The sequence below is a fragment of the Streptomyces sp. NPDC050619 genome (assembly GCF_040654815.1).
Taxonomy (GTDB): Bacteria; Actinomycetota; Actinomycetes; order Streptomycetales; family Streptomycetaceae; genus Streptomyces.
This window is the reverse complement of the sequence record NZ_JBFAIR010000038.1, coordinates 40,565-53,775: the sequence shown is the minus strand read 5'-3', so window position 1 is coordinate 53,775 and position 13,211 is coordinate 40,565. Positions and strand designations below refer to the sequence as shown.

12 protein-coding genes and 1 pseudogene are annotated in these 13,211 nt (G+C 72.3%); 5 read left to right on the top strand and 8 right to left on the bottom strand.

The window, feature by feature from the left end:
* From AB0I77_RS42345 to AB0I77_RS42320, 6 genes are all read right to left on the bottom strand, one after another.
* A partial coding sequence (locus tag AB0I77_RS42345; RefSeq protein WP_363288186.1) for an SMC family ATPase occupies positions 1-1,204 on the bottom strand: 1,204 nt, incomplete at its 3' end.
* The gene (locus tag AB0I77_RS42340) at positions 1,201-2,373 is read right to left on the bottom strand and encodes an exonuclease SbcCD subunit D (protein ID WP_363288185.1); all 1,173 of its coding nucleotides are present in this window, start codon (positions 2,371-2,373) and stop codon (positions 1,201-1,203) included. The genes AB0I77_RS42340 and AB0I77_RS42345, both read right to left, overlap by 4 nt.
* Before the next feature lie 135 nt (positions 2,374-2,508).
* On the bottom strand, positions 2,509-3,135 hold the full coding sequence (locus AB0I77_RS42335) for a YigZ family protein (RefSeq protein WP_363288184.1): 627 nt from the start codon (positions 3,133-3,135) through the stop codon (positions 2,509-2,511).
* Between the two features lie 62 nt (positions 3,136-3,197).
* A complete protein-coding gene (locus AB0I77_RS42330) occupies positions 3,198-3,773 on the bottom strand; it encodes a histidine phosphatase family protein (protein WP_363288183.1) in 576 nt (191 codons plus the stop codon).
* Positions 3,770-4,531, bottom strand: coding sequence for a hypothetical protein (locus tag AB0I77_RS42325; RefSeq protein ID WP_363288182.1), 762 nt, complete (start codon positions 4,529-4,531; stop codon positions 3,770-3,772). Before AB0I77_RS42325 ends, AB0I77_RS42330 begins: the two co-directional genes overlap by 4 nt.
* 118 nt (positions 4,532-4,649) lie before the next feature.
* Positions 4,650-5,243 (bottom strand): creatininase family protein, encoded by a 594-nt coding sequence (locus AB0I77_RS42320; RefSeq protein WP_363288181.1) that lies wholly within the window; start codon positions 5,241-5,243, stop codon positions 4,650-4,652.
* Between AB0I77_RS42320 and AB0I77_RS42315 the strand changes: the two genes are divergently transcribed.
* The gene (locus AB0I77_RS42315) at positions 5,227-6,432 is read left to right on the top strand and encodes an amidohydrolase family protein (protein ID WP_363288180.1); all 1,206 of its coding nucleotides are present in this window, start codon (positions 5,227-5,229) and stop codon (positions 6,430-6,432) included. The two genes, AB0I77_RS42320 and AB0I77_RS42315, sit on opposite strands and share 17 nt — an antisense overlap.
* On the opposite strand, the gene AB0I77_RS42310 is transcribed toward AB0I77_RS42315, so the two are convergent.
* Entirely contained in the window at positions 6,392-8,026 is a 1,635-nt protein-coding gene (locus AB0I77_RS42310; protein ID WP_363288179.1) for a helix-turn-helix domain-containing protein, read from the bottom strand. The two genes, AB0I77_RS42315 and AB0I77_RS42310, sit on opposite strands and share 41 nt — an antisense overlap.
* A 214-nt stretch (positions 8,027-8,240) precedes the next feature.
* On the opposite strand from AB0I77_RS42310, the gene AB0I77_RS42305 reads away from it, so the two are divergent.
* The 3 genes from AB0I77_RS42305 (at position 8,241) to AB0I77_RS42295 (ending at position 11,779) form a co-directional block, all read left to right on the top strand.
* Positions 8,241-8,648: a CoA-binding protein gene (locus AB0I77_RS42305; protein WP_363288178.1), complete on the top strand. Its 408-nt coding sequence runs from the start codon at positions 8,241-8,243 to the stop codon at positions 8,646-8,648.
* Between the two features lie 163 nt (positions 8,649-8,811).
* The gene (locus AB0I77_RS42300) at positions 8,812-10,455 is read left to right on the top strand and encodes an APC family permease (RefSeq protein WP_363288177.1); all 1,644 of its coding nucleotides are present in this window, start codon (positions 8,812-8,814) and stop codon (positions 10,453-10,455) included.
* Positions 10,456-10,558: 103 nt separating this feature from the next.
* Positions 10,559-11,779 (top strand): 4-hydroxybenzoate 3-monooxygenase, encoded by a 1,221-nt coding sequence (locus AB0I77_RS42295; RefSeq protein ID WP_363288176.1) that lies wholly within the window; start codon positions 10,559-10,561, stop codon positions 11,777-11,779.
* A gap of 19 nt (positions 11,780-11,798) precedes the next feature.
* Here the strand turns inward: AB0I77_RS42295 and AB0I77_RS42290 are convergent.
* Positions 11,799-12,044, bottom strand: a pseudogene (locus AB0I77_RS42290) (transcriptional regulator); the annotation flags it as partial.
* A gap of 61 nt (positions 12,045-12,105) precedes the next feature.
* Between AB0I77_RS42290 and AB0I77_RS42285 the strand changes: the two are divergent.
* Positions 12,106-13,209: a cation diffusion facilitator family transporter gene (locus AB0I77_RS42285; RefSeq protein ID WP_363288175.1), complete on the top strand. Its 1,104-nt coding sequence runs from the start codon at positions 12,106-12,108 to the stop codon at positions 13,207-13,209.
* Positions 13,210-13,211: the final 2 nt, after the last annotated feature.

Below are 13,211 nucleotides of genomic sequence, written 5' to 3'. Positions count from 1 at the left end.
GGCTGTCGGCGAAGGAATCCCCCGGCCCAGAACCAGCGCGGTCGTCGACGAAACCACCCCCCGGCCAAGCACCCCCACGCCCCTCGGCGAAAGCACCCTCCGCCCAGATACCCGCATGCCCATCGGCGAACGCTTCCCGCAACAGCCCACGCGCGTGTGCCTCGGCCGCGGCCGCCCGCCGGTGTTCGGCCTCGGCGACCTCCCGCAGCTCCAGGGCGGGCGCCACCGCCTCCGCCTTGCGAGCCCGTTCCATGCGCGCCTGCGCCTGCCGGTGGGCGTCGGCGCGCTCCTCCAGGCGCGCGGCCCGCTCCCGCCCCTCGGCGAACCGCCGCTGCAGCCTGGCCAGTTCGCGTACGTCGTCCAGTGCGCGCTCGGCCGCCGCCTCGGCGGACTCGGCGGCCGTGAGGCCGCAGTGGGCGATCGTCAGCTGTTCGCGGACGGTGCTGCGGGCGACGGCGACGGCGCTGAGGACGGCCTCGGCCAGGCCCGGTTCGCCCGGCGCCAGCTCCGGCAGCTCCATGGCGCCACCGGCCGCCTGCTGCATGCGGTGCGCGTCGGCGAGCAACTGGGCGTCCCCGTCGCGCACCTGGGCCTCGGCCGCGCGCCGGCGCTCGGCGAGCCGCTTCTCGACCTCGGCGAAACGGTGGGTGTCGAAGAGACGGCCGAGCAGCCTGCCGCGGGCTTCGGCGTCGGCGCGCAGGAAGCGCGCGAAGTCGCCCTGGGGCAGCAGCACGACCTGGCAGAACTGCTCGCGGCTCATGCCGAGCAGCTGGGTGATCTCCTCGCCGATCTCCTGGTGCGAACGGCTGAGGTCCTTCCAGGCGCCGGCCCCCGCGTCGTACTCGCGCAGCCAGCTCTGGGCCTTGTCCAGCGTGGTCCCCGAGCCGCGCTTCTTCGGGCGCTCCCAGGGCGGCTGCCGGGTGACCTCCAACCGCCGCTCGGCGACGGTGAGTTCGAGGCGGACCTCCGTGCGCGTACCGGGCGCGGCGTGGTCGCTGCGCAGGGTCATGCCCTGGCCGCTCTGCCGGGCGCCGGGCACGGTGCCGTAGAGGGCATAGCACACGGCGTCGAGGACGGAGGTCTTTCCGGCGCCGGTCGGTCCGTGCAGCAGGAAGAGCCCGGCGGCGGACAGCTCGTCGAAGTCGACGGTCTGGGAGCCGCCGAAGGGGCCGAAGGCGGTGATCTCCAGTCGGTGCAGCCTCAACGCGCCACCTCCCGCACAACCTCGTCCGCCCGTACGCCGTCGAACGCGTCCCGCAGCACCGCCTGTTCGCGCCGGTCCGGTCCGGCGCCGCGGACGTGGGCCACGAAGTCCTCCGCGATCTGCTGGTCGCTGCGGCCGGCCAGCCGCCTGGCATACGAGACGGCGGGGTCGTCCGGCGCCCGCTCGGGGTCGAAGACGAGGCTGAGCGTGTGCGGGAAGCGCTCGGTGAGCCGGGCCATGGGGTCGGCGGGCCGGACCGGGTCGGTGAGGGTCGCCTCGACCCAGGCCTCCTCGTGCCGGGCGAGTTCGGGATCGGCGAGGAGTTCCTCCAGGGGCCCCCGGATGCGGGCCAGCGCGCGCGGCACCGGGCAGTCGACGCGCTCGGCGGTCACCGCCCCGCCGGCGTCCAGGTCGATGAGCCACATGCTCTTGCGGTGGCCGGCCTCCGAGAAGGAGTACGGCAGCGGGGAGCCGGAGTAGCGCACGCGCTCGGTGATGGTCTGGCTGCCGTGCAGGTGCCCGAGTGCCACGTAGTCGACACCGTCGAAGACTCCGGCCGGCACGGCGGCCACCCCGCCGACGGTGATGTCCCGCTCGCTGTCGCTGGCCTCGCCGCCGGTGACGAAGGCGTGCGCGAGGACGACGGACCGCGTCTTCCTCGGTCCACGCGCGCGTGTGGCGAGGTCGGCGCGAACGCGATCCATGGCGGCGGCGAGCACGCCCTCGTGCCCGGCCTTCTCCACCCCGAACTCGTCTTTCACCAGCGCCGGTTCGAGATACGGCAGCCCGTAGAACGCCACGTCACCATGGACGTCGCAGAGCACCACCGGCGTCCCGCACGCCGACGGCTCGGTCCGCAGATGGATTCCCGCCCGCCCGATCAGCCCGGCGCCCACGCCCAGCCGGCGGGCCGAGTCGTGGTTCCCGGAGATCATCACCGTGGGCACGCCGAGCGCGGCGAGGCGGTGCAGGGCGTCGTCGAACAGCTCGACCGCGGCGAGCGGCGGGACCGCGCGGTCGTACACGTCCCCCGACACGACCACCGCGTCCACGCCGTGCTCGCGCACGGTCGTGACGAGGTGGCCGATGAACTCGGCCTGGGCCCCGAGCATGTTGACCCGGTGGAACGCCCGGCCGAGATGCCAGTCGGAAGTGTGCAGCAGTCTCATGATCCCCGAGACTAACGGCCGGGTCTGACATCACGGGTTGTCACTCCCGTATCGCCCGTCATCACAGGCTCCTCGCCCGCCCGTTATGCCCCTTTCACCGGCAACTCCTCACAGCCGCCGCCGCGGAACGGATCGTCACCCGTCCCCGTAGGCTTCCCCGCCCAGTTCGAACCCGGCCGTCCCGGCGGTGACGTCGGCCAGCCACGCCCGGAAGGCTTCTACATCGGCGTCCGGCAGCCCGATCTCCATCGTGACCGCCTCTCCGTAGCGCACGTCCCGCACGTCGCGCCCTGTCGACCTCAGGTCGTTGTGGACCTTCCCGGCGCGCTGGTGGTCGACCGTCACCGTGGCCAGCCGGAACCGGCGGCGCGTGATGGTGCCGAGGACGTCCAGGGCCTCACCGACCGCTCCGCCGTACGCCCTGATCAGGCCGCCCGCGCCGAGCTTGACGCCGCCGTAGTAGCGGGTGACGACGGCGACGACGTACCGCATGTCGCGACGCAACAGCATCTGGAGCATGGGAACGCCGGCGGTGCCGCCGGGTTCGCCGTCGTCGCTCGCCTTCTGGACGGCCGCGTCGGCGCCGATGACGTACGCGAAGCAGTTGTGCGTGGCGTCCGCGTGCTCCTTGCGGATGCCCGCGATGAAGTCCTGGGCCTCCCGCTCGGTGGCCGCCGGTGCCAGTGCGCAGATGAAGCGGGAGCGGTTGACCTCGGTCTCGTGCACGCCCGCGTGGGCGACGGTGCGGTACTGGTCCGGCATCGGGCCAGCCTATGCCGCCGAAGGTGCGGCCGGTCCACGCGTGCGCGTACGCGCGGGTCGGCTCATCCCTTCTTCTTGCCCCGATTCTTCTTGCCCCGTGTCTTCTTGCCCCGCGCGACGACGACGTCCGTCAGCAGGGCCGTTCCCGAGGTGAGGGCCTCCCAGCCGGTGCCGCGCCAGGCCAGGACGGCGATCGCCGAGGTCGGGAACTTCGCCCGCACCTCGTCCAGCGCGTCGTCCAGGGCGTCCCCGGCCAGGTCGAGGACCAGTTCCTCCAGACCGGGGTTGTGCCCGACGAGCAGCAGCGTGTCCACCTCGACGGGCACGGTGTGCACGACGGCCAGCAGGTCGGAGGCGTCGGCCGCGTACAGCCGTGGGTCGAGTCGCACCGGCGGCGGTGTGCCCCACTGGGCGGAGGCCAGCTCCCAGGTCTGGCGGGCGCGTACGGCGGTGGAGCACAGGGCGAGGTCCGGCAGCAGGTCGGCCTCGGCGAGGGCGCGGCCCGCGGCCGGCGCGTCCCGGCGGCCGCGCTCGGCGAGCGGGCGCTCGTGGTCGGCGACGCCCTCCGGCCAGGCGGACTTGGCGTGCCGCAGCACGACCAGATGGCGCAGCGGGCCCGCTCCCGCCCGCTCGATCACGCCAGGGATCCCACGTCGCGGGTGAGTTCGAGGCCGAGCAGCCGGTCGGCGTAGGCGTACGTCTCGAAGCGCGCGCCCTCCGGCAGGTCCGACGCCTCCACCCACTCCAGGACCCGGAGGACGGCGGGTGTGTCCAGGTCGTCCTCCCACGCCGTACGCAGCCGGCCGCGCGCCTCCTCGGGGATCGCCCGCGACGGCCGGCGCGCCCAGTCGGCGACGGCATGGCGCCAGCGCGCGAGAGTGTCTTGGGCCTCGGCCAGGGCATCCGCGTCGAGCCGCACCGGCTCGCTCCGGCGCCGGGAGAGCAGCGCCAGGCGTACGGCGGCCGGGGCGGCGTCCTCCGGGATCACGGAGGACGACGGGTCGACGGGGGCTACGGCGATACGGACGCCCTCGGGAGCCGGGACGCCCTCGGGGAGCGGGGTGCCCACGGGAGTCGTACCGCCGCCTTCGCCCACCACATGGATGGCCTGGGCCTCGCCCGGTCCGGTCCCGGCGTCCCGGCTGTCCTCGAAGGGCCGGATGCCGAGGGCCGCGGCGGCCGCCCGCAACTCTGCCTGCTCCCGCTCTCCGGCCAGCAGCGCCCAGACCGGCGTACTGCCGAGCTCCAGGGCACGGACCAGGACGTCGGCGACGAGCAGCACCCGCAGGGCGGTGGGGTCGTAGCCCGCCGCGTGGACCACGACACGGGTCAGGCCCCGGCGGGCGGGGGCGGCGTCGACGGGCTCGCCGGTTCGGGCGTCAATGATGTGCAGCACGAGGTGAGCGTAGGCGTGCGGACGGCCGGGCGCAGTCCGGCGGTGCGGATTCCGGTCGCGGCCTATGACCCTTGAGCAGGCGGGGCACGGCGCCTGGAGGTCGTCGGGTCACGACACGTCACGCCAGGTCACGGAGAAAAGCACGGACCAGCCCGGTGGCGGCGTCGGTGAGGCCATCCAGCAATGCCTCGCCCTTGGCCCCCGTCGCGGTCGTGGGGTCTCCGAAGACCCCGGAGGTGGACATGGTCTCCAGCCCTGCGAACAGGGCCGGAAAAGTGGGCGGGAACTGGGGGTATTCGGCTACGGCGTGCCGCAGGTCGACGGCGTCCGGGGCCGCGGCGAGCATGACGGAGGTCTCCACCTCGTCGGCGTGGAAGAAGCCCGGTCCGGCGGGTTCGGTGTCGCAGACAGCGGCGGCGGTCTCGGCCAGGCCCGGGTAGTCGACGACCAGGACCGGCAGGCCGAAACGCTCGCGGGCCTCACGGGCGGCGAGTTTCAGCGGTGCCTGGTTGCCGAAGTCGCCGTTGACCACGATGAGCCCGCGGGCGCCGTGCCGGTGCAGGGCGGAACAGACGTCCAGTGTGATCGCCCGGACGGTGTCGAAGGACAGGGAGATCGTGCCGGGGAAGCCCGCGTTTCCGAAGGTCTCGCCGTAGGCCACCGCCGGGAGCAGCAGACCGCCGACCCTTTCGGCGATGCGCCGCCACCGCATGCGCATTGATTCCATCCGGGTCTGGGACGGGGATCAGGAGACCGGCCCGGCATCCGTGCACTGGGACGGCGACCGGATCACCGCCGTCGAAGGCGCCGACCGCGACCGCTGGCCGGAGCTGTCGGTGATCCCGGGACTGGTCGACACCCATGTCCATCTGCTCGGCCACGCCGGTCCGGGCACCGCCGACTTCGCCACCTGGCCGCTGGTGACCCCGCGCGAGGAGCAGGTGCTGCACGCGGTGGCGCACGCCCAGCGGGCGATGCGGCTGGGTGTCACCACGCTGCGCGACCTCGCAGGCGACGAGGCGCAGGTGGCCGTGGGCCGGGCCTTCGAGAGCGGGATCCTGGACGGGCCGCGGGTCCTGGTGCACGGAGTGGTCGGAATGACCGCCGGCCACAACGACCTGTTCACCCCGGCGGCGCACCCGCTGCGCAAGCCGGTGGCCGACGGCGCGGACGAGTGCCGCAGACTCGTCCGCACCTGGGCCCGGTCCGGCCTCGACGGGATCAAGATCACCACCAGTGGTGGGGTCCTCTCCATGGGCGACAAGAACACCTGGCGGAACTACACCGCCGCGGAGATCGAGGCCATCGTGGACGAGGCGCACGCGCTGGGCATGAAGGTGGCCGCGCACGCCCACTCCGAGCAGGGCGTACAGGCCGCCCTCGACGCGAAGGTGGACTCCATCGAGCACGCCACCTTGATGACGGGGGCCCAGGCCGAGCGGATCGCCCGCGCCGGCATCACGGTGGCGCCCACCCTGCTGATCAACGAGGCCATCGCCACCGCACGGGTGCCGGTGTCCGCCGAGGCCCAGGACAAGGCCGCCGAACTCGTGGCCGCCCGCGACGCCCTGTTCCGCGGCGCCGCCCGCGCCGGCGTGCCATTCGTGCTGGGCACCGACGCGAACGGAGTGCATGTCGCCTTCGGTGACCAGATGGCCGAGGTGATCCGGATGACCGACGTCATGGGCATGGAGGCCGAGGCGGCCCTGCGGGCGGCGACCTCCGAGGCCGCCGGCGCGGTCGGGCTCGGCGCGAGGACCGGCCGGATCGCGGCTGGAATGGGCGCCGACCTCCTGGTCGTACGCGGGCGTCCGTGGCGGCGGATCGCCGACCTGACCACCGGCAATCTGGTGGCGGTGGTCAGCCGTGGCCGTCTCGTCGCGGGAGAACTGCCGGTGTGACGCCCGGTGTGCCCCCGTCCGGCGCCGCGGCGGTGTCCGGCAGCAGTTCCAGGGCGAGGTAGAGATCGGTACGGTCGCGCATCGAGGACAGATCGCGCCCGGTCAGCTCCTCGATGCGCTGGACGCGGTAGCGCAAGGTGTTGACGTGGATGTGCAGTTCCTCCGCCGAGCGCTGCCAGGAACCGCAGGTCTCCAGGAACGACGCGAGCGTTCTGTGCAGTTGCGTGCCCCGCGTCTCGTCGTACGCGAGCAGCGGGGCGAGCAGCCGGTCCCGGTAGGACTCGCGCAGCCGCTCGGGCAGCGAGGCGAGGAGAACGAGGTGGGTGTCGGCGTCGGTCGCGGACACCACCGACACGGGACCCGTTCCGCGCCGGGCGGCCTTCAGACGGCGCCGGGCGACGTCGAGGGACGAGGCGAGCTGGCTGACGCTGGTGGCGGGCTCGCTGATGCCGACCAGCAGCCTGCCGCGCTGGAGCAGTGGCTGGTACCGCTCGGCGACCTGCCGCACGGCGTCGGTGAGCACGTCGGGCCGGGCGCCCTCACCGTTGACGACCAGCACGAGTTCACCGGCGACGCCACGGCCCGGGGCGGCCAGCGCCTCCCCGAAAACGGCCGCCATCGCCCGGGCCCGCACGTCCGAGCCGTCGAGTTCGGCCACCACGATCGCGGTCGGCAGCCGGGGATCGGCCCCGATCAGGCGCAGATGGGCCGATACCTCGCCGGGCGCGGCGGCGTCGGAGCCCAGGACGTCTATCAGCTCCCCCACCCGTGCCTGCTCGGTGTCGCGCTGAGCTGCGAGCATGTCGAGCTCCATGGCCAGCAACCCCAGGACGGTCCGTACCGGCTCGGGCGGCACCGGCCGAGCCGCGGGGCCGCCGACACGGCAGGCCAGCACACCCTGGATGCCGGAGGCCGCGTACGGCGACCGGACCGGAGTCATGGCCAGCGGCCTGCCCGCCAGGGGCGTCAGAACCTCCGCCGAGCCGCCGGCCGCGAGCGCGTGGCTCCACACCGCGAACATCTCCTCGGCGGAAGGCGGCTCCCCGACGGAGGTGAGCACCGCGCCGGCGGCGGACAGCACCCAGCAGTCGACGCCGTACTCGTCGTGGAACACCTCCAGGATGCCCCGCATCCCACGGGCCCGGCTGACCGTCTCGACCAACCGCTGGTGGAAGGCCGCGGCCCGCCGGACGGCGGCCGTGGGTTCGACGAGGTGGTGCAGCGTCACCGCCTCGATCACCGGGGCGAAGGAGCGGTCGGGCGCGATGGTGAGCAGTTGGAGGCCGCTTTCCGCGCATGCCTCGATCAGCTCTTGAGGCATCGTGCCCAGGACGAGCAGCCCCACGACGAGCGCGACGGCACCGTGCTCGGACAGGGACGCCACGAAGCGCTCGCAGTCGCCGGGCCCGGTGTGCCAGGTACCGCTCGTCAGGACGAGATCACCGGGCTGGAGGTAGCGTCCCGGGTCCGGAAGGTCGGTGACGTACGCCCGCCGCACTTCCGCGTTCAGCCGCCGGACATCCACCACGACGGACAGACCCAATGCGGTCCGCCGCACGAGGTCCATGACTCTGAGCGGTTGCTCCCCGGACAAGGCGGGCGCTTCTCCGGAGTCGCTCAGCTCATCCGTCCACACATGATTCCGTCTGTCTCCCCCATAAACCGGGCGCTGCCGGATGTGGCACCCTACGGGGCACCCGCAAGGACGGCAAGGACGGGTTGCCCGACGGCGGCCGCGAGGAATCACCGTGCTCCCCCCGACGTTGAACCGGCACAGCAGCCCTGGCACGACCCCGAGGAGACCGAGCGTGTACGGCGACTCAGCAACGATCCGCAAGATCCTCACCGAGCTGGGCGACACCTGGGCGATCGTGGGCCTGTCGTCGAACCAGCGTCGCGCCGCCTACGGCGTCGCCGACGTCCTCCAGCGCTTCGGCAAGCGCATCGTGCCCGTGCACCCGAAGGCCGAGACGGTCCACGGTGAAAAGGGATACCCCTCCCTGGAAGCGATCCCCTTCCACGTCGACGTCGTCGACGTGTTCGTCAACAGCGACCTCGCCGGCCCGGTCGCCGACGAAGCCGCCACCATCGGTGCGAAGGCCGTCTGGTACCAGCTCGGCGTCATCGACGAAGCCGCGTACCGGCGCACCCGCGCCGCCGGCCTCGACATGGTCATGGACCGCTGCCCCGCCATCGAGATTCCCCGACTGGGCTGACGGGCCTCACGAGACACCGAGTTCTTGAAACACTATCCAGGAATTCCCCCCGGGCAGGTCAAAACTCCCACAACAGCCTTCTGCTGAATAGCGCCTGATTCCTAATCTGAGGCCTCTTGCCCATTGAACGCTTTTTGTTCATTTATGAGAGGCCCCTTAAGAAATGGTAAGCGTTGACCACGCCACCCCGGAGGTCACCAGGGGCCCGGGCGGCGGATTGCGGCGGAACGTCGGCCTGATCGGCCTCATGTGGGCATCCGTCGGTTCCATCATCGGCTCCGGCTGGTTGTACGGCGCCAAGAACGCCGTCGTGGCGGCCGGACCGGCGGCGACCATCTCATGGGTGATCGGCGCCATAGCGATCGTGCTGCTCGCGCTGGTCCACGCCGAACTCGGCGGAATGTTCCCGGTCGCGGGCGGCACCGCGCGCTATCCGCATTACGCGTTCGGCGGCCTGGCCGGAATGTCCTTCGGCTGGTTCTCCTGGCTCCAGGCGGCGACCGTGGCGCCGATCGAGGTCGAGGCCATGATCGGCTATGCCGGGCACTGGTCCTGGGCGCAGGGTTTCCAGCACGCCTCGGACGGGACGCTGACGACGAGCGGCTTCATCGCCGCCGTGGTGCTGATGGCCGTGTTCGTCGTCGTCAACTTTCTCGGCGTACGAGTTCTCGCGCACACCAACAGCGCCGCCACCTGGTGGAAGATCGCCGTGCCGCTGGCCGCGATCTTCATCATCGCGATCGGCAACTTCCATCCGGGCAACTTCACTTCGGAGGGCTTCGCGCCGTTCGGCGCCAAGGGCGTGCTGACCGCGATCAGCACCAGCGGCATCATCTTCGCCCTGCTGGGCTTCGAGCAGGCGATCCAGCTGGCGGGGGAGAGCCGCAACCCGAGGCGCGACCTGCCGCGGGCGACCCTCGGTTCGGTCGCGATCGGCGCGGTCATCTACGTCCTGCTCCAGGTCGTGTTCATCGCCGCGCTGCCGCACAGCTCCTTCGCGCACGGCTGGGCCAAGCTCGACTACCCGGGGATCAGCGGTCCCTGGGCGGGTCTCGCCACCGTGGTCGGCCTGGGCTGGCTGGGCACCGTGCTGTATCTGGACGCCGTGATCTCCCCCGGCGGCACCGGCCTGATCTACACCACCGCCACCTCGCGCGTCTCCTACGGTCTGGCCCGCAACGGCTACGCGCCGAAGGTCTTCGAGCGGACGGACGCGCGGGGTGTGCCGTGGTTCGGGCTGGTCATGGCCTTCGTGACCGGCGTGGTCTGCTTCCTGCCCTTCCCGAGCTGGCAGCAGCTGGTCGGCTTCATCACCTCGGCGAGCGTGCTGATGTACGCGGGTGCCCCGCTGGCGTACGGCGTCTTCGCCGACCGGCTGCCGCACCACGACCGCCCCTACCGGCTGCCCGGCGGCAAGGTGATCGCCCCGCTGTCCTTCGTGGTGGCCAACCTCGTCATCTACTGGTCCACCTGGGACACCCTCTGGCGGCTCGGCATCGCGATCGTCCTCGGCTACCTCCTGCTCGGCGGCTACGCCTGGTACGCCACCCGCAAGGGCCTGCCCGACGCGCCCCGCCTGGACTGGAAGGCCGCCCAGTGGCTGCCGGTCTATCTGGTGGGCCTGGGCCTCATCTCCTGGCAGGGCGGCTTCGGCGGCCAGGGGAACATCCCGCTGTGGTGGGACATTCTGGTCATCGCGGTCTTCTCGCTGGTGATCTACTACTGGGCCCGGGCGACCGCGTCCCAGCCCGAGGAGATCGAGCGGAGCATCGACGAGGTCACCGTCACGGACGCGCCCCTGCACTGAGAGCGAGGGGACGCCGCAGCGTGCTGACGCCGCCGATCGGGCGTCCGCGCGCCGCGGCGTCCGGCCACTCCCCGCTTTCACAGCGCACCGACATAATGCTCGGGTGACCTCCACCTCTCCAGAGCCCGACTCCGGTGCCCCGCGCGGCTTTCCGGTCGTCGTCGTGGGCGCCGGTCCCGCCGGGCTCACCATCGGCAACATCCTGCGGGCCGCCGGCGTCGACTGTCTCGTCCTCGAAACCGAGACGCGCGAGTTCATCGAGCAGCGGCCCCGGGCGGGCGTCATCGAGGAATGGGCCGTACGCGGGCTCCAGCGGCGCGGCCTGGCCGACACCCTGTTGGAGCGGGCGCAGTCGCACACCGAGTGCGAGTTCCGGTACGGCGGGGAGCGCTTCCGGTTCTCGTACACCGAGCTGACGGGGCATCACCACTTCGTCTATCCACAGCCGTTGCTGGTGACGGACCTGGTGCGCGAGTACGCGGACGTGCGGGGCGGGGAGATACGGTTCGGCGTCCGGGACGTCCAGTTGCACGACCTGGACACGGCCCGGCCCTCGGTGTCGTATTTCTGCCCCGAGACGGGCCGCCGCGAGCTCGTCGAGTGCGATTTCGTCGCGGGCTGCGACGGGGCGCGCGGGGTGACCCGTACCGCCCTGCCAGAGCAGGCGCACACGTCGCGGCACGACTACGGCATCGGCTGGCTGGCGCTGCTGGCCGAGGCGCCGCCGTCCTCCGACTGCGTCCTGTTCGGCATCCATCCGAAGGGGTTCGCCGGGCACATGGCCCGCAGCCCCCAGGTGACCCGCTACTACCTGGAGTGCCCGCCGGGCGACGACCCGGAGAACTGGTCGCACGAACGCGTCTGGTCCGAGTTGCAGCAGCGGCTCGCGGCGACGGGCACCGGTCCACTCACCGAGGGACCGCTGATCGAGAAGCGCGTCCTGGACATGCACAGCTACGTCGTCGAACCGATGGTGTTCGGCCGGCTCTTCCTGGCCGGGGACGCCGCCCATCTCACCGCGCCGATCGCGGCGAAGGGCATGAACCTCGCCCTGCACGACGCCTTCCTGCTCGGCGACTCGTTCGTCGCGTATCTCACCAAGGGCGAGGAAACCGGCCTGGACGGCTATTCGGAGGCGTGTCTGCGGCGCGTGTGGGACTACCAGGAGTTCTCGCAGTGGCTGTCCGAGGTGTACCACGGCGCTTCCTCGGGCGACGCGTACCGTGCGGGCACCACTTTCGCCCGGCTGCGGCGACTGTTCACCTCGCCGGGCGCCGCGGCGGCCTTCGCCGAGCAGTACCTCGGCACCGCCACCGTCTACTGACCCGCGTCCGCCTCGGCCAGTCGTGCGGCGGCCGGTCGCTGAGCCGGTGGTCCGCCACGTTCAACGCCTCGGCCACGAGCCGGCGCAGATGCCGTCGCGCAGCGAGTAGATCACCGGCCTCCCCCGCCGTCAGGGCGTGCAGCAGCGTGAGCCGGGTGCGGTCGCCCAGCAGGGCGAGGAGCTCGGCGGCGAGCGCGAGCTAGTCCTCGCCCGGGGTGCGCGGGTGCACATCCTGCGCAGGTGACAGGTGCATGCGTGCGCTCATACGCACATAATGGCGTGGTGGGCGTCATGCGTCCACTCCCGGCGCACGAAAGGGGATCCACGTGAGCGACCGGCACGAGCACGGACATCATCACGACCACGGGCATGACCACGGGCACAGGCATGGGCATGGGCATGGGCACGACCACAAGCACGGCCCCGCTCCTTCGCGTCTCCGCCCCCGGCTGCCCCACCGCCTCGCCCATCTCCTCACCCCCCACTCCCACGAGAGCGCCGACAAACTCGACTCCGCCCTGGAGTCCTCGGCCCGCGGCATGCGCGCCCTGTGGATCTCGCTGGCGGTGCTCGGTGCGACGGCGCTGGCACAGGCGGTCGTGGTAGCGGTCTCCGGGTCGGTCGCGCTGCTCGGCGACACGGTGCACAACACCGCGGACGCGCTGACCGCCGTCCCGCTGGGCATCGCCTTCGTGCTGGGCCGCCGGGCGGCCACCCGCCGCTTCACCTATGGCTACGGCCGGGCCGAGGACCTGGCGGGCATCGTGATCGTGCTGACGATCGCCGCGTCCGCGGCCTTCGCGGGCTGGGTGGCGATCGACCGGCTGCTCGACCCGCGCCCCGTCCAGCACGTCCCGGCGGTCGCCGTGGCCGCGCTGGTCGGTTTCGCGGGCAACGAGTGGGTGGCCCGCTACCGGATCCGGGTCGGCCGGGACATCGGCTCGGCCGCGCTGGTCGCGGACGGACTGCACGCCCGGACGGACGGGTTCACCTCGCTGGCGGTGCTGCTGGGCGCCGGCGGCTCGGCCCTGGGCTGGCAACTCGCCGACCCGATCGTGGGGTTGGCGATCACGGCCGCGATCACCCTGGTGCTGCGGGACGCGGCGCGCGAGGTGCTCAGGCGGGTGATGGACGCCGTGGACCCGGCGCTCGTGGACCGGGCCGAGCGGGCGCTGCGAGAGGTCGAAGGGGTGCGCGACGTGGGCGAGTTGCGGCTGCGCTGGATCGGCCACCGGCTGCGTGCCGAGGTGGCGGTCGTCGTGGACGGCGAAGTGACGGTACGTCAGGCACATGCCGTCGCCGTCGACGCCGAGCACGCCCTGCTGCACGCCGTGCCACGCCTCACCGCGGCCCTGGTACACGCCGATCCGGCACCGTTGCCGGGCGCGGTCGATCCCCACCTGGCGCTGGCCCACCACACAGCGGGGTGATG

Excerpts from the sequence above, each read along its gene's own strand:
- AB0I77_RS42340 (WP_363288185.1), bottom strand. The coding sequence starts at position 2,373 with ATGAGACTGCTGCACACTTCCGACTGGCATCTCGGCCGGGCGTTCCAC.
- AB0I77_RS42335 (WP_363288184.1), bottom strand. The coding sequence starts at position 3,135 with ATGCCGGACCAGTACCGCACCGTCGCCCACGCGGGCGTGCACGAGACC.
- AB0I77_RS42315 (WP_363288180.1), top strand. The coding sequence starts at position 5,227 with ATGCGCCGCCACCGCATGCGCATTGATTCCATCCGGGTCTGGGACGGG.
- AB0I77_RS42320 (WP_363288181.1), bottom strand. The coding sequence starts at position 5,243 with ATGCGGTGGCGGCGCATCGCCGAAAGGGTCGGCGGTCTGCTGCTCCCG.
- AB0I77_RS42300 (WP_363288177.1), top strand. The coding sequence starts at position 8,812 with ATGGTAAGCGTTGACCACGCCACCCCGGAGGTCACCAGGGGCCCGGGC.